At 63.8% G+C, this 17,489-nt stretch carries 15 protein-coding genes; 10 read left to right on the top strand and 5 right to left on the bottom strand.

What is annotated here, in order from left to right; genetic code table 11:
• The first annotated feature begins 18 nt into the window (after positions 1–18).
• The 3 genes from LB569_RS14650 (at position 19) to LB569_RS14640 (ending at position 4,434) form a co-directional block, all read left to right on the top strand.
• On the top strand, positions 19–2,205 hold the full coding sequence (locus LB569_RS14650) for a flotillin domain-containing protein (RefSeq protein ID WP_224692937.1): 2,187 nt from the start codon (positions 19–21) through the stop codon (positions 2,203–2,205).
• Positions 2,206–2,460: 255 nt separating this feature from the next.
• Positions 2,461–2,898 (top strand): SRPBCC family protein, encoded by a 438-nt coding sequence (locus LB569_RS14645; protein WP_224692936.1) that lies wholly within the window; start codon positions 2,461–2,463, stop codon positions 2,896–2,898.
• A gap of 9 nt (positions 2,899–2,907) precedes the next feature.
• On the top strand, positions 2,908–4,434 hold the full coding sequence (locus tag LB569_RS14640) for a zinc-binding dehydrogenase (RefSeq protein WP_224692935.1): 1,527 nt from the start codon (positions 2,908–2,910) through the stop codon (positions 4,432–4,434).
• Between the two features lie 9 nt (positions 4,435–4,443).
• Here LB569_RS14640 and LB569_RS14635 read toward each other — a convergent pair whose 3' ends face one another.
• On the bottom strand, positions 4,444–5,727 hold the full coding sequence (locus tag LB569_RS14635) for a D-tagatose-bisphosphate aldolase, class II, non-catalytic subunit (RefSeq protein ID WP_224692934.1): 1,284 nt from the start codon (positions 5,725–5,727) through the stop codon (positions 4,444–4,446).
• Complete coding sequence (locus LB569_RS14630; protein WP_224692933.1) at positions 5,724–6,677, bottom strand: sugar kinase; 954 nt, start codon at positions 6,675–6,677, stop codon at positions 5,724–5,726. Before LB569_RS14630 ends, LB569_RS14635 begins: the two co-directional genes overlap by 4 nt.
• Positions 6,678–6,924: 247 nt before the next feature.
• Between LB569_RS14630 and LB569_RS14625 the strand changes: the two genes are divergently transcribed.
• A complete protein-coding gene (locus tag LB569_RS14625; RefSeq protein WP_224538327.1) occupies positions 6,925–7,959 on the top strand; it encodes a LacI family DNA-binding transcriptional regulator in 1,035 nt (344 codons plus the stop codon).
• On the opposite strand, the gene LB569_RS14620 is transcribed toward LB569_RS14625, so the two are convergent.
• The 3 genes from LB569_RS14620 to LB569_RS14610 form a co-directional block, all read right to left on the bottom strand.
• A complete protein-coding gene (locus tag LB569_RS14620; protein WP_224692932.1) occupies positions 7,947–8,897 on the bottom strand; it encodes an alpha/beta hydrolase in 951 nt (316 codons plus the stop codon). The two genes, LB569_RS14625 and LB569_RS14620, sit on opposite strands and share 13 nt — an antisense overlap.
• A gap of 20 nt (positions 8,898–8,917) precedes the next feature.
• Positions 8,918–10,066 carry a Gfo/Idh/MocA family protein gene (locus LB569_RS14615; RefSeq protein ID WP_224692931.1) on the bottom strand — a complete coding sequence of 383 codons (1,149 nt, stop codon included), beginning with the start codon at positions 10,064–10,066 and terminating at the stop codon, positions 8,918–8,920.
• A 268-nt stretch (positions 10,067–10,334) separates the two neighbouring features.
• Complete coding sequence (locus LB569_RS14610) at positions 10,335–11,096, bottom strand: DeoR/GlpR family DNA-binding transcription regulator (protein WP_224693128.1); 762 nt, start codon at positions 11,094–11,096, stop codon at positions 10,335–10,337.
• A 162-nt stretch (positions 11,097–11,258) separates the two neighbouring features.
• Here LB569_RS14610 and LB569_RS14605 point away from each other — a divergent pair, with 162 nt between their 5' ends.
• The 6 genes from LB569_RS14605 to LB569_RS14580 all read left to right on the top strand — a co-directional run bounded on the left by LB569_RS14605 (position 11,259) and on the right by LB569_RS14580 (position 17,487).
• A complete protein-coding gene (locus LB569_RS14605; protein WP_224692930.1) occupies positions 11,259–12,059 on the top strand; it encodes a class I fructose-bisphosphate aldolase in 801 nt (266 codons plus the stop codon).
• Positions 12,060–12,062: 3 nt separating this feature from the next.
• A complete protein-coding gene (locus LB569_RS14600) occupies positions 12,063–13,046 on the top strand; it encodes a PfkB family carbohydrate kinase (protein WP_224692929.1) in 984 nt (327 codons plus the stop codon).
• Positions 13,047–13,102: 56 nt separating this feature from the next.
• The gene (locus LB569_RS14595; protein WP_224692928.1) at positions 13,103–14,248 is read left to right on the top strand and encodes an ABC transporter ATP-binding protein; all 1,146 of its coding nucleotides are present in this window, start codon (positions 13,103–13,105) and stop codon (positions 14,246–14,248) included.
• Between the two features lie 109 nt (positions 14,249–14,357).
• Positions 14,358–15,605 carry an ABC transporter substrate-binding protein gene (locus LB569_RS14590; protein ID WP_224692927.1) on the top strand — a complete coding sequence of 416 codons (1,248 nt, stop codon included), beginning with the start codon at positions 14,358–14,360 and terminating at the stop codon, positions 15,603–15,605.
• A 137-nt stretch (positions 15,606–15,742) separates the two neighbouring features.
• Complete coding sequence (locus tag LB569_RS14585; RefSeq protein ID WP_224692926.1) at positions 15,743–16,639, top strand: carbohydrate ABC transporter permease; 897 nt, start codon at positions 15,743–15,745, stop codon at positions 16,637–16,639.
• Between the two features lie 5 nt (positions 16,640–16,644).
• The gene (locus LB569_RS14580; RefSeq protein ID WP_224538314.1) at positions 16,645–17,487 is read left to right on the top strand and encodes a carbohydrate ABC transporter permease; all 843 of its coding nucleotides are present in this window, start codon (positions 16,645–16,647) and stop codon (positions 17,485–17,487) included.
• Positions 17,488–17,489 lie beyond the last annotated feature (2 nt).

Genomic DNA, 17,489 nt, shown 5'->3' with positions numbered 1-17,489 from the left:
TCTTGGGGAGGATAGATCATGAACGCGCAGACCTTTGGCGCTTTCCTGTTGTGGTTGATCATTGCCGCGGTCGTCGTGGTGATCGCCGTCTACATCTTGCGCTGGCTCTATCGCCGCTCGACCAAGGAGACGGCGTTCGTGCGCACCGGCTTCATGGGCGAGAAGGTGGTCGTGAATGGCGGCGCCTTCGTCATCCCGGTGCTGCATGAGATCACCCCGGTCAACATGAATGTGCTGCGCATCGAGGTGCGCCGCGAGGACGGGCTGGCGCTTATCACCAGGAACCGTATGCGCGTCGACCTGATCGCCGAGTTCTTCGTTCGCGTCGGCGCGCATCGCGAACTGGTCGCCGCCGCCGCGCAGACGCTCGGCCGCCGCACGCTGCAGCCGGACAGCTTGCGCGAATTGCTGGAAGGCAAATTCGCCGGCGCCCTGCGCACCGTCGCCGCCCAGATGACGCTGGAAGAAATGCACGAACTGCGCGGCGACTATGCCGCCAAGGTGCGCCGGCTGGCCGAGGAATCGCTGGCCGCCAACGGTCTCGAACTGGAAAGCGTCGCCATCGTCGACCTCGACCAGACCAGCCTGGAATATTTCGACCCGTCCAATGCCTTCGACGCCGAAGGCCTGACGCAACTGACGGAATCGATCGAGACCCGGCGCCGGATGCGCAACGAGATCGAGCAACGCACGCTGGTCGACATCCGCAACCAGAACCTCGACACCCAGCGCAAGGTGCTGGAGATCGACCGCGACACCGAATATGCGCGCCTCGAACAGGAGCGCGAGGTCGAAATCCGCCGCGCCGCGCAGCGCTCCGAACTCGCCATCGAGCGCGCGTTGCGCGACCAGGAATCGGAACAGGCGCAGCTTTCCTCGCGCGAGGCGGTCGAGAAATCGCGCCTCAACCAGGAGCGCAACATCACGCAGGAGCGGATCAACAGCGAGGAGGAGACGCAGCGCCGCGAGATCGCCCGCCGCCGCTCGCTCGACGAGACCGAGATGAAGATGCGCGAACTGACCGAGCGCGAGCAGATCGCGCTCGAACTGTCGCTGGAGAAAGCCCGCATCGAACGCGAAGGCACGCAGCGCGAACTCGAGGTCGAACGCAAGAAACTGCTCGAGGTCGCCGAGCTGGAACGCCAGATCGCACTGGCCGAAAAGGCGCTGGAAGTGACCCGGGCCGAAGCGGAAAAGCGCCGCGCAGAGATCGTCGAGAACCAGGCGACCGAGACGGCCCGCATCGCCCACGAGCGCGCCGTCGACGAGGTTAGGGTTGAACGCGAGCGCCATCTGGAGGCGCTGCAGATCGCCAAGCGCCAGGCCTTCGAGGAAGCCGAGATTTCGGCCAGCGAAGAGGTCGAGCGCGCCCGCATCACCACCGAACGCGGCATCGAGGAAGCCCGTCTGATCAAGGAACGCGACATCCGCCAGCTTGGCGTCGACCGCGACCAGAAGATCGAAATCGCCGAGATCCAGAAGGCGATCGACATCGCCAAGAAGACGCAGGAGCGGTCTTCGGCCATCGCGGCTTCCGAAGCCGTGCGCGCCAAGGCGGTCCAGGCGGAGGAACAGGCCTTCACCGCCCGCGAACGCGAAATCGCCGAGCGCCGCAAGCTGACCGACCTGATCGGCGCGCAGCGCGAGGCCGAGCGCGAAGCTTTGCGCATCACATCCGCTGCCGATGCCGAGATGAAGGCGGCCAAGAGTCTGGCGGAAGCGCAGAAGATCGCGGCACTGGCATCGGCCGAGGCGGAGAAGATTCATGCTCTTGCCGCCGCTCAGCGCTACGAGGTCGACGCCGCCGGCAATCGCCAGCTCAACGAGGCCGAGAACCTGTTGTCGAGCGAGGCCCGCGCCGGCCGTCTGCGCGGCAAGCTGCTCGACCATATGGAAGGCATCATCCGCGAAAGCGTCAAGCCGATGGAGAAGATCGACGGCATCAAGATCCTGCATGTCGACGGCATCAATGGCGGGCAGGGCGGCAACCGCAACGTCACCGATGAGGTCATCGACTCCGCGCTGCGCTACCGGGTGCAGGCGCCCATGATCGACAATCTGATGAAGGAGATCGGCATCGAGGGCGGCTCGCTCGGCCGCATGACCGACGTGTTGCGCGACGCCAAGGACATTTCCAGCCTGACCCGCGACAAGAAGGGCAAGGGCAAAGCCGCCAAGGACGACGATGACGACCGCGACCATTGACGGGAACGTCGGCGCTGCCCCTCACCTGCCTGCCGGCATCCTCTCCCCGTATAGAGACGGGGAGAGGGACGCGGTCATCGACGATTTCGCAAATCACCAACGTTGCGAGATTGGCGCCGAGGCTGCGGCCAGCCCCTTTCTCCCCGTCACTATACGGGGAGAAATGTCCGGCAGGACAATGAGGGGCGGCGCTGGCGTCAACAGCCGAGGTGCACCCAAGTGCGGCCTCTACCGTTGCATCCTTGGCCAGCAAGCATGACCAAGGTCTATGTCTCCTCGGTCATTCCAGCACCGGCGGCGGAGGTCTGGAAGCTTGTCCGCAACTTCAACGCATTGCCAAACTGGGCGCCGTTCGTCGCCGAAAGCCGCATCGAACAGAATGCGCAGGCCGACCAGATCGGCTGCATCAGGAGTTTCACGCTCAGGGATGGCGGGCGCATCCGTGAAAGGCTGCTGGCGCTGTCCGATTACGACCTCTCCTGCAGCTATGCGATCCTGGAAAGCCCGATGGCGGTGGAGAACTACGTCGCCACGCTTTCGCTGACGCCGATCACCGACGGCAATCTGACGCTCGCCGAATGGCAGGCGGAGTTCGACTGCGCGCCGGACCGTGAGGCGACCTTGATGCAGCAGATCGGCAATGGCGTGTTCCAGACCGCCTTGACCGCGCTGAAACACCGGTTCGGGCGCTGACGCCGGCCGATGGTCAGGGTCTGCCAGAGCACCATCATCGATGCGCCGATCGACGAGGTCTGGGCGATCCTGCGCGATTTCAACGGCCATGAGCGCTGGCACCCGGCGATTGCCTTCAGCGAGATCGAGGGCGGCGAACCGGTCGATGCGGTGGGCTCGGTGCGCCACTTCAGGCTGAACGACGGCGGCGAATTGCGCGAGCAATTGCTGGCGCTGTCCGACAAGGACCGGCGGCTGAGCTACTGCCTGCTTGAAGCGCCGCTGCCGCTGATGGGCTATGTCGCCTCGCTGCGACTGAAGCCGGTGACCGATGGCGACACCACTTTCTGGGAATGGCGTTCCGAATTCCACCCGCCGGCGCATCGCCGCGACGAACTGGTCGGGCTGGTCACCGAAGGCATCTATCAGGCGGGCTTCGCGGCGGTGCGCGCTCTTCTGCGGCGGCGCAACGTCGGCGCGCCGGTTGAGGCGAGACCGTTGCCGGCCATTGTCGCGCCGGCTTCATCCGCGAGCGCGCCACTCGTTGCCGCAAAGGCTGGCTCAATCCATGCCGAAACGACCCGCGCGATCGTCATCGAGCGTTACGGGGGACCGGAGGAGTTGCAGCCCAGGGCCATCGCCCTGCCGCCGCCAGCGCCGGACGAGGTGCGAATCCGTCACACGGTGATCGGCGTCAATTTCATCGACGTCTACTGCCGCACCGGCTTCTTCGACCTGCTGCAGCCACCCGGCGTGCCGGGCATGGAAGCGGCCGGCATCATCGAAGCGGTTGGTCCAACGGTATCGGGTTTCTCGATCGGCGACCGCGTCGCCTATGCCTGTCCGCCCGTCGGCGCCTACAGCGAACGGCGCAACATGGCGCCCGAACTGCTGGTTCGGCTCTCCGACGATGTCTCGGACGAGACCGCCGCCGCCGGCCTGCTCAAGGGCGTCACCGCGAGTTTTCTGCTGCACGATGTCCATGCCGTGAAGCGCGGCGACATCGTCCTCATCCACGCCGCCGCCGGTGGCATCGGCCAGTTGCTGGTGCAGTGGGCGCGCCATCTCGGCGCGACGGTCATCGCCACCGTGTCGAGCGACGACAAGGCGCGCATCGTCGAGCGGCTCGGCGCGCATCATGTGATCGTCTATTCCCGCGAAAATTTCGCCGAGGCGGTCATGCGGTTGACCGGTGGCAGGGGTGCCGACATCGCCTATGACGCGGTCGGCAACGACACGTTCGCCGGCTCTCTGGCGGCGCTTGCAGTGCGCGGCCATCTCGTCAGTTTCGGCCAGGCTTCCGGGCCGGTCGGCAATTGGGACATCGGCCGCTTCGCCTCGAAATCGATCACCGTTTCGCGCCCCAACTATGCCCACTACACCGACACGCCGGAAAAGCTCGCGCCGCATGTCACCAGTTTTTTCCAGGCGCTGCGCCAGGGCGCGGTCAGGGTCGAGGCGCCGACCCGCTACGCCCTTGCCAACGCCGCCGGTGCCCACCGCGATCTGGAATCGCGCCGCACCACAGGCGCCCTGGTTCTGGTGCCACAGGCGTAACTGTCGGGATCAGCCGGTTGCGCTGGCATAGATGTCGAGAACATCCGTCACGGCTGCAATCAGGAGTTCCCTGGCTTTTGGCGCGACGGATCCGCTCGCCACCGCGCCATCCAGACGGCCGAGATACTGGCTGATCAGAGGTGAGGGGATATCGCGCTCGGCCAACGCCCGCATCAGCGCGTCCGCGGCCTGCCGCGCCGCCGGCGCCGGCCAGTAATAGCGGATGCGGTCGCTGTAGGAGAAATGGCGTTCGATCCTCTGCTCGGCCTCGGAGCCATGATAGTAGGTCTTCCAGTTGCCCGGTGCGGCCAGCATGGCGCGCTCCATCGCCGCTGGCAGGCTTTCCCGGGCGGGGTCGGGTGCAAGAATGTCGGCGATGTGGCTCAGGCCGTAAAGCGCCTGGCGCAGCGCGAAGGTCAGCCACGGCCCGACCTTGAGGATGGCAAAACCGTCATCGACCAGAGTGCTCAGCGCTCCGATCGGCTGGTAGTCGGTCGAGTGCGCCTCGAAGACGAATTGCGGCAGGTCTCGCAGTGTGCCGGCCAGCGCCCGGGCGCGTTCCGGGCGATAGGCGATCACCTCGGCATTGCCGAACTCGACACCCGGCTGCACCACGACGCCGATCGCCCGCGAGAAGGCGGCATCGAGGCCACGCTGGTGGAAGGCATCGCGGTGGATGCGCACCGTCTCGCGTGCCGCTTCCGGTGTCGTCACCGCCAGATGGTCCATCGCCTCCTGTGCGCCGCCCGGCACCGGCACTTCGGTGCCGATGACATAGACAGGCCTGGCGCCGCCTGTTCGTTCAACCGCGGCCTCCGCCACTCCGGCCAGGTCGGCGGCGCGCGCGGCAATCGTGGCATCGGGAGGTGCGGCACCTTCGCCGGCGCAGCCCATGCTGGCATCCAGATGGATCTTGGTGAATCCGGCTTCGGCATAGGCATCCACCATGCGCGAGGCCCTTTCCATGGCCTCTGGCGCCGGTAGATGCTTCCACGGATTGGGGCCAAGATGGTCGCCGCCGAGCACCAGCCTGTCCAGGGGAAAGCCGGCCTTGCCGGCGATCGTCTCGACGAAGCGGCGGAAATCGCCCGGCGTCATGCCGGTATAGCCGCCCTCGTGGTTGACCTGGTTGCAGGTGGCCTCGATCAGCACGTCGACACCGCGCGCCTTGCCGTGGCGCAGTGCTGCTTCGATGACCAGCGGGTGGGCCGAGCAGATCGAGGCGATGCCGGCGCGTTCGCCGGCCGCACGACGCTTTGCTATGGCGGCCAGCCTGTCGGTCGCCTGGCTCATGCCGGTGCTCCGGTCGTGGCGGTCGCAATGAACGCCTCGACGGTGGCGAGCGAGGCGATGCCTTCCATCGGGCCTTTCTTCGTCACCGCCAGCGCGCCGCAGCCATTGGCGATCTCTAGCGCCCTCACAGGCGCTTCTCCACGCAGCCAGAAGGAGACGAAGGCCGCCGCGAAACAGTCGCCGGCGCCGGTCGGATCGATTTCCTCGACGACGAAGCCGGGTGAAGCGGTGCGCCCTGACCGGTCGTAGTGGACGGCGCCCTGCGCGCCCTTCTTGACGACCACGGCGGAGATGCCGCGGTCCAGCATTTCGCGCGCCGCGGTTTCCTCGTCGGTTGCCTCGGCGAAGGTGAAGAGTTCCGGCCCGCTCGGCAGGAACACATCGGTTTTCGAGAGCACGAAATGCAGCGCGTCGCGCATGCCCGGCAGATCGAGCATCTCCTTGCGGATGTTGGGATCGAAGGAGACCGTGCCGCCGCGTGCCTTGACCGCCTCGATCCCGTTGCGGGCAACCTCGATCACCTCGGGCGAGAACAGCGATGTGCCCATGACGTGGAAATGGTCGGCACTGGCCAGCAGCGCGCGCGCTTCCGCGCCGATCCCGATCAGTCCGGCGGCACTCTGCTTGATGTTGTAGACGAAGTGCCGGCTGCCATCGGCCTCATAGGTGACGAAGGCGGTTCCGGTCGCGGCACCCTGATGGACCTTGATGGCCGAGATGTCGGCCCCATCGGTGCGCAGGCGCTCGATGTTCAAATGGCCGAAATCGTCGTCTCCCACCGCCGCGATCAACCCCGCCGGCTGGCCGATACGCGCCGCCTGGTCGATGAAGATGGCGGGGGCGCCTGATGGAAACGGGCCGACCAGCGGGCCAGGAGCGCGAAAACTCTGGCCGATCCGCTCGGCCATGATCTCGACCAGGATCTCGCCGGCGCAAACCAGTTTCTTCATGTCCTCACCATCTGCCGGACTCTGGTTGCCGTACGCTCCCCATGTCCGTGCGAGTTCAAAACCTAAGTTGAGATTTTCAGAGCGTCAATAAATAATTTGACGTGCGCAATTCTTTTGCGTTGTAATGGAAACATGGAAATTTGACTGAACAAGTTCGGTCAAGCAATGCTGCCTCATCGCGACGGTCGCGAGACTGATTCTGGCCAGAGTTCGGCTGGCGTTGAGGGTAAAGGGGCCTGAAATATCGATGGCGGAGAAGACCCACCGGACGATGGATGATTTCGCCAGGGCGTCCGGCGTATCGCGGCCGACCCTGTCGAAATATTTCGACGATCCGGCCAGCGTGAAGCCGGCGACGCGGGCACGCATCGAGGCCGCGCTTCGTTCCTCGGATTATCAGCCGAATGTTTTTGCCCGCAACCTCAACCGCAAGCGCACCCGCAATGTCGGCATCGTCGTGCCGACGATTGCCGATCCGTTCTACGCCGAGATGGTCAGCCGCATCGAACTGCGCTGCCGCGACGAAGGGTTTTGGCCCATCGTCATTTCCTCGCACGGTTCGCCGAAACTGGAGGCGGAATCGGTCAGGACGCTGATGTCGCTGAAGGTCGCCGGCGCCATTGTCGCTCCCTTGGGTCGGGTTTCCGAGCCCGGTGTTTTCGAGCGAATGAGCGAGGACATCCCGATCGTCTATTTCGATACTTACATCGAAGGCGACACGCCGTTCGTCGGCAATGACAACCACCAAAGCACCTCGACCATCGTCGACTATCTCTGCCGGTCCGGCGAGCCCCCGGTCTATGTCGACATTCCGCACGTCAACCACAATTCGGGCGAACGCCTGCAGAGCTATATCGACACGATGCAGGCCGCGGGCCTGGAGCCTGTCGTTCTCAAGTCGGCGGGCGACTATAACTGGGATTTCGAGCGCATCGGCCATGAATGGATGGACAGGACGCTCGAGAAAGGCGGCCTGCCGGCCCGCACGCTGCTGTGCGCCAATGACCGTCTCGCCTTCGGCGTGATGTCGGCCGCCTTTTCGCGCGGGCTGAAGATCGGCCGCCGGCCCGATTGCGACTTCCGTGTCGCCGCTCACGACGATCATCCGTTGAGCCGCTACACCTGTCCAGCGCTGACCACCATGGCGCAGGATTTCGCCGCCATGGCCGGCCGCAGTGTCGAGATCCTGCTGGCACTGCTGGACGAGGCCGATCCGCCCGGCCAGGATCTGGCGCGCAACGTCAAGCTCGGCGCGACCCTGGTGATGCGTCAGTCGGCCTGAGCACGCGTCCGCAGCTGAAGCCAGGCCGCCGCCTCGCTCACCGCTTGCCGCGCGGCCAGGATGTGGCGGCCCATCGAGACGAAGCCATGGATCTGACCCGGCCAGTGCCGCAACACCAGTGGCACTGCGTCGGCGCGCAGGCGCTCGGCATAGGCCGTGCCTTCGTCGGCAAGGATGTCGTGCCCGGCTGTCACGACAAAAGCCGGCGCCGCGCCGGCAAGGCTGGAGGCCAGCAGCGGCGAAACGCGCCAGTCCGCGATGTCGTCGGGCGTCCGCACATAGTGGTCGCGGAACCAGGCCATGGTGGCGGCGGTGAGGCCGTAGCCGTCGCCGAAACGTCGGTAGCTGTCCGCCGTCTGGCGGGCATCGGTGTTGGGATAGATCAGGATCTGGGCGGCAAGCGGCGGCGCCAGCCCGTCGCGGGCAAGCAGCGCCAGAACGGCGGCAAGGTTGCCGCCGGCACTGTCGCCGGCAACGGCGATGCGGGCAGGGTCGATGCCAAGGTCTCCGGCATTCCCGGCCATGAAGCGCAGCGCCGCCGCGCAATCCTCGAGCCCGGCGGGAAACTTGTGCTCCGGCGCCAGCCGGTAGTCGGGACAGACGATGACGGCATTGCCGAGATTGGCCAGCCAGCGGCAGATCTCGTCATGCGAGGAGAGATTGCCGATGACCCAGCCGCCGCCATGCAGATAGAGCACGGCGCGCGCGCCAGAGCGTGGCGCGCTGATGCCGCGATGGATGCGGATCGTCACGAGGCCGTTCGGCCCGTCGATCTGCTGTTGCGAAGTCGCCGCCACCGGCTCGTGCTCGCCTTGCTGCGTCGGGAAAGAAGCGTTGTAGGCGGCCCGCGCCGCCGCCACGCTGCCATTCTCGAACGGTTCGCTGCCCGCGGCCCGGGCGATTTCGAGGATGCGTAGCGCGTCCGGATCGAGTGTCATCGTCATCTCCGCCACGGGGATCAGGCGAGCAGGGCGCGCGCCTCGTCTTCGCCGAGCAGGGCCGGCTGGACGACGTCACCGGCAATGGCGACCGAGCTTTTCGTCTCGCCCGACCGCAGAATCGCTTCCATGATCTCCAGCACATGCAGCGCCAGATTGCCCGACGCGCGCGGCGCTGCTCCCGTCTCTAGGGAGCGTACGAGATCGGCGACCCCGAGCATGCGGTAATTGGCGCGGTCGGGCGCGGCGTAAGGCCAGTTGCGGGCGCCGTAGAGTTCGCCTTCGCTGGCGAAATCCTTCCACTCCGCGCCGCGTTCGGACAGCGAGACGGTGCCGCCGAACGTGTCCGGGTCGGGCAGGCGCAGCGAACCTTCCGTGCCGTGAAGTTCGATCGGGTGGTTGGAATGCCTGAAGACATCCCACGAGGCGCCGAAGGTGACGGTGGCGCCAGAGCGGAATTCGAGCAGCGACAGCACATTGGTCGGCGTGCCGACCTTGAACGTCGTGTTCTTGAACGGCCCTTCGGCCGATATCAACCGTTCCTCCTGGCCCTTCGTCGCCATCGCCATGACGCGCGCGACCGGACCGAGCAGGTTGACCAGCATGGTCAGGTAGTAGGGCCCCATGTCGAACACCGGACCGCCGCCAGGCTGGTAGTAGAATTGCGGGTTGGGATGCCAGTGTTCCATGCCGCGTCCCATCATGAAGGCGGTGCCGCTAACCGCACGGCCGATCGCGCCCTCATCCATCAGGCGGCGCGCTCTGCGTCCGGCTGCACCAAGGAAGGTGTCGGGAGCCGAGCCGAGCAGCACGCCGCGCTTCGCCGCCTCCGCCACCAGGCGGCGCCCGTCGCTGGCCGAGGTTGCGAGCGGCTTTTCGGTGAAGACGTGCTTTCCCGCCGAAAGGGCGGAGAACGAAATATCGAAATGCGCCGCCGGAATGGTCAGGTTGAGGACGAGGTCGATCTCGGGGTCGGCCAGCAGCGCATCGACGCCAAGGGCACGGATGCCATATTCCTTGGCTCGCAGCGCCGCCATTTCGGCCGAGATGTCGGCGCAGGCGCGAAGCTCGACCCCGCCAAACAGCGCGGCGTTGCGCAGATAGGTCATCGAGATGTTGCCGCACCCGACGACGCCGATGCCGAGTTTGGCCTCTGATTTCGCCTGCATTTCCTGTTGTACCTCCCAATACGGTCACGGGCCTGCCCGATCCGTCGCGACGATGCCGGATCGTTTTCGAAATCGCTATACAACATTTTAAATATTGACGCGCGTAAAATTTTTATAGAACATGCGGAAATGCTGGCGCGACTTCGGGAGGCTGCCAGCCCTAGGAGGAGGAAATGACAGGCATGAAAAACCGGCCGGGCGCCGACGCGAATCTCGTGGGTCAAGCACGCAGTGGATCTCTGCCGCGCGGCAAGGGGTCGCGACGGGTTCAGACGTAGATCACCTTGGCCACGGTCCTATCGAGCTGGCTGCGTATCGGGCCGGCCAGGCCATCATCGGTGATCACCACATCGACGCTCGACAGCGAAAATGCCTTGGAGGTGCCGCTGACGCCCCATTTGCTGGAATCCGCAAGGAGGACAACGCGCCGGGCCATGCGTACGAGGTTTCGCTTCGTTCGCGCCATGTCTTCGTTGACGTCGACCACATCCAGTGACGAGTCGATCGCATGCGCTCCGACAAAGACCTGATGCGCCACCAAGCCGCCGAGAGCGGTATCGGCGTCGGTGATCAGCGTGCTCACCGTGTCTGGATAGACCCGGCCGCCGATCATGTGAACGTCGAGCCCGGGCCGATGCATCAGATGCTGCACGATATTCATCGCCGTGGCGGCGACCACGACATTGCTGAGCGGGGGTAGCTGCATGGCAAGCTGCATCAATGTCGAGCCGCCGTCGAAGATGACGGATTGGTTGTCCTCGAACAGGTCTACCGCTGCCCGGGCGATGCGTTTCTTTGCATCGAGGTTGGTTTGCATCCGTCGGGCGAACGCGGCCGTGGTCGAATCCGTGGTCCGTGTCACCGCGCCTCCGCGGGTCTTGGTCAGCAGTCCCTTTCGATCCAGTATTTCGAGGTCGGAGCGCACGGTGACTTCCGACACGCCAAAATCGTCCGACAGGTCCTTGATGCGAACCTGTCCGCTGCGTTGCACCTCACCCAGGATCGATTGGCGTCTCTGCTCCGACAACATTGCCCTGTCCTTGTCTCCATGTGCCAGGCGATCGCTATGGCCTCGATTCACTCTATCAAAAATACGCGAATTCGAAAGCTTTCGAAAGATTGCATTTGTTGTTTCTTTCCAAAACACTGGGTCTGGGATTTTAAAGTCAATCGATTGGAGATTTTTGGACTCATGAGCCTCGGAACCCAGGTGCGCCTTGCGCGCCTCTTCTCACATCCATCGGGCAACCTCTTTGGCGGCGCGGTCGACCACTTCGTCGGCTATGGCGACGTGCGCAAAGGCGGTCTTGCCGACCTGCCGGGCGCGCTAGCCCGCGTCATGGTGGGCAAACCCGACTATGTCAGCATCCAGCCTGGCACCGCGCGCCATCTGTGGCCGCAATACGCGGGCAAGGCCTGCCTGGTGATCCAGGCCGGCTGCTTCACCCCGGACGACCGCATCAGTGAACTGATTGCAACGCCCGAGGATGCGGTGCGCGCTGGCGCAGATGCATTGGCCGTGGCCATTCCGGTACGCGGCGCGACCGAGGGCAAGTACATACGCTGGCTGACCGATTCGGTGAACGCGGCGGCCCGCTACGGCATGCCCGTCGTCGCGCATGTCTACCCTCGCGATTTCACCGACGGGACAAAGATCGTCTTCACTCCCGACGAGATCGCCTATGCGGCGCGCATCGGCTACGAGTCCGGCGTCGACGTGATCAAGATCGGCTACACCGGCGATTTCGAGTCGTTTCGAGAGACCGTTCGGACCTGCCCTGTGCCGGTCGTAATCGCCGGTGGTCCGAAGACCGACACGTTGCTCGGCGCCCTTCAGCAGACCGCGGACGCCATCCGTGCCGGCGCGCGCGGCGCCGTGGTGGGCCGCAATCTCTGGGGACATGGCGATCCGCAGAAGGCGGCCATTGCCTTCCGAGGCGTCATCCATGACGGCCTTTCGGCGCAAGATGCCCTGGCAAGGGCGGGTGCCTGAACGATGCCCACCGTCCCTTCAATCCTCGGCTTCGGAGCTATTGCGATCGACGACATCGTCTATGTCGATCAGCGGTTGTCGGCGGGCAAGGGGAAGGTTCTGCAAAGTGCCCGGGCTTTCGGAGGAAATGTCGCGACGGCCCTTGTCGCCGTCGCGCGGCTCGGCGGAAGCGCCGGGTTCGTCGGATGGCTGGGCAGTGCCGCCGACGACGCCGTGCTGTGCGATCTCGTTGCGAGCGGCGTTGAAACCGCGTTCGCGCCGCGCCATTCCAACGCACGCCCGGTGCGCTCGCGGATCACCGTCGGCTCGGATGGGGAGCGGTTCATCGCGTATGACGACGAAGCGATGCTGGGCACCGCGCCGGACTTTCCGGACGAGATCCTCAGCCGCGCGACCGTCCTGATCGTCGACAGTTACGCGATCGGGTCGCTGGATGTCGTGGCTCGGGCTCGCGATCGTGGCCTTGCCATCCTCGGCGATATCGAATGGAGCAGCGGCCCAGCCACCGAAAGGCTGATCGCGCTCTGCGACCATCTCATTCTTCCGCTCGGCTTTGCGCGTATCGCCACCGGCCGCCGAACGCCGGCAGAAATACTCGATGCATTGTGGTTGCCGTCGCGGTCCGCCGTGGTTCTGACGGATGGCGGTAGGGGCGTCTACTATCGTGGACGCGGCGAGGCCGGGCTCTGGCACCTGCCTCCGCACCGGGTTGAAGTCGTCGACTCGACCGGCGCAGGCGACTGCTTTCATGGCGCCTACGCCCTTGCACTGACGCGCGGCGCCGACACCGCGGGCCGGGTCGCATTCGCGGCCGCGGCGGCGGCCCATTCGATAACGGGACGAGGCGGGCGCGAGGCGCTTCCGACCGACGATCAGGTCACGGAACTGCTGGCATCGACGAACGCGCCGTCGCCATTCGAACTGAAGCATGCGCGGCTCGATGCCGCGACAGAGCCCGAACTATCCGAGGAAATATCTCGCAGGTGATCATAAGCCAAGGAAAATTACAAAAATCAGTGGCTTAGACTTGTGGAGGGAGGAAAATGGCAGAGGTCGTTCTTGAGAATATCTGCAAGACATACGGGAACAATTTTCACGCGATCGACCAGTTGAATCTGTCGGTCGAGGACGGCGAGTTTTTGATTCTCGTCGGGCCGTCCGGCTGCGGCAAATCCACCGCGTTGCGGATGATCGCGGGATTGGAGGACGTCACCAGCGGCAGCCTCCGGATCGGCGGTATCGACGTCGTCGACATGCCGCCCAAGGACCGCGACATCGCGATGGTCTTCCAGAGCTATGCGCTGTACCCGCATATGACGGTGTTCGAAAACATCGCCTTCTCGATGCGGCTGGCCGGCAAGCCGAAGGCCGAGCGCAAGAAGCGCGTCGACGAGATCGCCAAAACCCTTCAGCTGACATCGCTGCTGGACAGCAAGCCCGCGAACCTTTCGGGCGGACAGCGTCAACGGGTTGCCATGGGCCGCGCCATGGTGCGTGAGCCGGCCGCCTTTCTCATGGACGAACCGCTTTCCAATCTGGACGCGAAACTGCGCGTGCAGATGCGCGCCGAAATCACCAGTCTGCAAAAGCAGCTCGGCGTAACGACCATATACGTGACCCACGACCAGACCGAAGCGATGACGATGGGAGACAGGGTCGCCGTGTTGAAAGGCGGCGTTCTGCAGCAGGTCGACACACCCAAGAGGCTCTATGAATCGCCGGTGAACGCCTTCGTTGCCGGCTTTATCGGGTCTCCTTCGATGAACCTTTTCGAAGCGACCCTGACGGGCGAGGAACTGATGTCCAGCACCTTCGCCATCCGGCTGCAGGATGCGGCCTTCGTGCGCAGGCCGGGCTTGAGGTCGTATGCGGGGCGCAAGGTCGTGTTCGGGATCCGACCCGAGGATCTCTATGACGGCAACCTCGAATCCGGCCGCAAATACCAGACGATACCGGCAAAGGTGACCTCGATCGAGGAACTCGGATCCGAACACATCGTCCATCTCAACATCGACGCGGTCCGGGTGGACTCCGGCGACCCGGACGCGGTGCAGGATTTCGGCCTGGCGTCGAATGCCGTGGCGAGATTCGAACCGGCCAGCACGGTCCGCTCCGGCACGGAAATCCGCTTGGCCCTGGATGACGCCAAGCTCCATTTCTTCGATCCCGAGACGCATCTGGCGATCTGAAGACCCGCGAAGGCCCGCAGGCGAGGGGGAGGCGCCTGCGTAAGAAGACTTTTGAATAACCAGACGATCGTCCGCATTGTGCGGTCGATCCCCAAAGAAGGAGGAGAACATGACGTTTCGTATTAAACCCGCGATGCTGAAAATAGCCGCGGCCGCATGGCTGCTTGGCGCAACCGGCGCCATGGCGGACACGACGCTGGAATTCACCCAATGGTGGGAGCCCGAATTGCCGGCTGGCTCGCTCAGGGCAATCATGGATGAGTTCGAGGCCGCGAACCCCGGTATCAAGGTGACGCTGGTCAGCGGCCCCTATGCGACGACGCGAGACCAGATCTCGGTCGGCGCCGCGACCGGAACGCTCAGCGACGTCGTCGGCCTCGACGGCGCCTGGGTCAACAACCTGAATGCGCAGAACGCACTCGCCGACATGAACCCGATGATGGATGCGAGCAAGTTCGACAAGAGCCAGGTCGCCGACATCATCAAGGTCGACGGCAAGGCGGTGATGTTTCCGGTCGCCTCGTTCGTCTATCCGGTTTTCGTCAATCTGGACCTCGCCGCCCAGGCAGGCGTAACCAAGCTGCCCTCGACCCGCGCGGAATTTCTCGACGCCGCCAAGAAGATGACGCACGCCGACAAGAACCAGTATGGCTGGGTGCTGCCGCTGTCGCTGCAGACGCCGTCCGGCGTCCAGAACGACATGATGTCGTGGGTCTGGGCTTCGGGTCAGTCGATGATGGCGGACGGCAAGCCCGCCCTCGAGGGCAAGCCGGTGGTGGATATGCTCTCCTTCGTCAAATCGCTCAACGACGCCGGCACCATCTCGCCCGGCATCGCCACCAAGACCGAACAGGAAAAGGTCGAGGAATTCGTCAACGACCGCGTCGGGATGATGATCGACTCGCTCGCGCATGTGAACCTCATCCGCAAGCGCAATCCCAAGCTGAACTTCGACCTCATCCCTGTCCCGGTCGTGGAGGGCTATACGGGCAAGCGCGGCCTTCCCTATGCCTCCTGGGGCATCGGCATCTCCGCGGCCTCGAAACATCAGGAAGAGGCCTGGAAACTCGTCCGGTATCTGATGAGCGAAAAGGTGAATGGCAAGCTCGTGTCGCTTGCCAATGCCTTCCCGGGCAACGTCAACGCCAAGCCCGATTTCGTGACCTCGGACAAGGCTTTCGGCAAGGCTTTCGAAATCTTCAAGACCGGCTATCTCGCCAATGAGTTCACGGGCCTGCCGGTGGCTGAAGACCTGATGACCCAGTTCGACGTGCAAGCCCAGAAGATGCTCGCCGGCGAGCAGTCTCCGGAACAGGCCGCGGCCGCCGCTCAGAAGGGTTGGATGGCGAAATTCTGATCGGGCTGTTCCCCGTCTGCTATCTTCAACCGGGTGGCCTGCTTCGGGCAGGCCGCCCGGCAACAACGGATCGGCAATTGAGATGGATCCGTTTACGAAGCTCACCTTCTCTTGAAGGCGTATCCCAAGGCTGGCACATGACCCGACAGAAGCGCACCCACCACAGACTGAAACGAGCGGTCGCGCCCTATCTCTATCTGTCGCCTTCGCTGGTAATAATCGGCCTGCTGATGCTGCTGCCGATGGTGACGGTGATTGGCTACTCGTTCCAGAACAGCGCGGTGCTGCGTCGCGACCCGTCCTTTGCCGGACTTAAACACTACCAGGCGATCTTCGACGATCCCGTGTTCTGGGCTTCGCTGTGGCACACGCTCTACTTCACATGCATGAGCGTCGTTTTCCACATGACCATCGGCATGATCTTCGCGCTCATGCTGAACAGCGACCGCATCAATCCAACGCTGCGCAATATCCTGCGCGTGCTCTACATACTGCCCTGGCTGTTCACCGCGGTGATCATCGCGGTGATCTGGCGCCTCCTGCTCGAGCCGAACGGTGTCGTGAACAGCATTCTCCTGCAATTGGGCATCATCGGTTCCAAGGTCGAGTGGTTTTCCTCGCCGCGAACCGCGCTGCACGCCGTCACTTTCGCCAACATCTGGGCGGGCTATCCGCTTTTCATGGTCAGCCTGCTCGCAGGCTTGCAGGGCATTCCCAAGGATTTCTACGAGGCCGCCGATATCGATGGCGCGAAGGCCTACCAGAAGCTGATCTTCATCACCATTCCGCAGCTGATGCCGATCATCATCAGCATCTCGCTGCTCGACTTCATCTGGACCATGCAGGTCTTCCCGTTGATTTGGATCACGACGGGCGGTGGTCCGATCTACTCGACCGAGGTGCTCAGCACCTACACCTACAAGCTGGCGTTTTCGAGCTACAACCTGTCTCAAGCGTCGGCGAGTGCCGTGGTCATCCTGCTGATCTCTCTCGGCCTGACGCTGTTCTACATCCGCTATCAAAAGGCTCGGTAGTCACCATGAGGAAAAGGCACACGCCGAAAGACAGGCTGATCACCGTCGCGCTGCATGTCGCGCTTGCCGCGGGGCTGTTTTTCGCGGCCTTCCCTATCTACTGGATGCTGAGCAGCTCGTTCAAATCGAACACCGAAATCTTTGCCCTGCCACCAACCATCCTGCCGAAGGCCTTCACCCTGGAAGCCTATGCCGCCATCCTTGGCGACCCGGTGAAGCTGCGCTTCTTCTTCAACAGCTACTTCGTTGCGGGAGCCGTGACCGTGCTGACGGTGCTGATCGCCTTGCTGGCGGCCTATGGGTTCAGTCGCTTCAACTTCCGCGGCAAGGGCAGCCTGAATACACTCATCATCAGCACGCAGACGATTCCGCCGATCACACTTTTGATCCCCTTCTTCGGGCTTGTCGTCTCGTACGGCATCTTCGACACCTATGTCGCGCTGATCCTGACTTACCTGGTATTTACGCTGCCCTACGCGATCCTTTTGATGACGGGATATCTGAACACCTTGCCCCGCGATCTCGACGAAGCGGTGGCTGTCGACGGCGGTAGCAGTTGGACAGCGCTCTGGCGGGTGATCGTCCCGATTTCACTGCCGGGCATCGTGGCGACGTCGGTCTACACCTTCCTGTTGTGCTGGAACGAATTTCTCTTTGCGCTGACGCTGACCAAGTCGACGTCCATGCGCACCGTTCCGATCGGCATCCAGCTGCTGATGGGGCAGCACGCCTTCGAATGGAACCAGATGATGGCGATGAGCGTGCTCGGCTCGCTGCCGCTCTTGATCATCTACCTCGTTGCCCAGAGATACTTCCTCGCCGGCATGACCGCGGGATCGGTCAAATAGAT

The organism is Mesorhizobium sp. BH1-1-4 (assembly GCF_020165665.1).
GTDB lineage: Bacteria > Pseudomonadota > Alphaproteobacteria > Rhizobiales > Rhizobiaceae > Mesorhizobium.
This window is presented reverse-complemented; position numbering and strand designations above follow the sequence as displayed.

What these genes read in the sequence shown, in the direction of transcription:
- LB569_RS14650 (WP_224692937.1), top strand. Translation starts at nt 19, where the DNA reads ATGAACGCGCAGACCTTTGGCGCTTTCCTGTTGTGGTTGATCATTGCC.
- LB569_RS14645 (WP_224692936.1), top strand. Translation starts at nt 2,461, where the DNA reads ATGACCAAGGTCTATGTCTCCTCGGTCATTCCAGCACCGGCGGCGGAG.
- LB569_RS14640 (WP_224692935.1), top strand. Translation starts at nt 2,908, where the DNA reads ATGGTCAGGGTCTGCCAGAGCACCATCATCGATGCGCCGATCGACGAG.
- LB569_RS14635 (WP_224692934.1), bottom strand. Translation starts at nt 5,727, where the DNA reads ATGAGCCAGGCGACCGACAGGCTGGCCGCCATAGCAAAGCGTCGTGCG.
- LB569_RS14630 (WP_224692933.1), bottom strand. Translation starts at nt 6,677, where the DNA reads ATGAAGAAACTGGTTTGCGCCGGCGAGATCCTGGTCGAGATCATGGCC.
- LB569_RS14625 (WP_224538327.1), top strand. Translation starts at nt 6,925, where the DNA reads ATGGCGGAGAAGACCCACCGGACGATGGATGATTTCGCCAGGGCGTCC.
- LB569_RS14620 (WP_224692932.1), bottom strand. Translation starts at nt 8,897, where the DNA reads ATGACACTCGATCCGGACGCGCTACGCATCCTCGAAATCGCCCGGGCC.
- LB569_RS14615 (WP_224692931.1), bottom strand. Translation starts at nt 10,066, where the DNA reads ATGCAGGCGAAATCAGAGGCCAAACTCGGCATCGGCGTCGTCGGGTGC.
- LB569_RS14610 (WP_224693128.1), bottom strand. Translation starts at nt 11,096, where the DNA reads ATGTTGTCGGAGCAGAGACGCCAATCGATCCTGGGTGAGGTGCAACGC.
- LB569_RS14605 (WP_224692930.1), top strand. Translation starts at nt 11,259, where the DNA reads ATGAGCCTCGGAACCCAGGTGCGCCTTGCGCGCCTCTTCTCACATCCA.
- LB569_RS14600 (WP_224692929.1), top strand. Translation starts at nt 12,063, where the DNA reads ATGCCCACCGTCCCTTCAATCCTCGGCTTCGGAGCTATTGCGATCGAC.
- LB569_RS14595 (WP_224692928.1), top strand. Translation starts at nt 13,103, where the DNA reads ATGGCAGAGGTCGTTCTTGAGAATATCTGCAAGACATACGGGAACAAT.
- LB569_RS14590 (WP_224692927.1), top strand. Translation starts at nt 14,358, where the DNA reads ATGACGTTTCGTATTAAACCCGCGATGCTGAAAATAGCCGCGGCCGCA.
- LB569_RS14585 (WP_224692926.1), top strand. Translation starts at nt 15,743, where the DNA reads ATGACCCGACAGAAGCGCACCCACCACAGACTGAAACGAGCGGTCGCG.
- LB569_RS14580 (WP_224538314.1), top strand. Translation starts at nt 16,645, where the DNA reads ATGAGGAAAAGGCACACGCCGAAAGACAGGCTGATCACCGTCGCGCTG.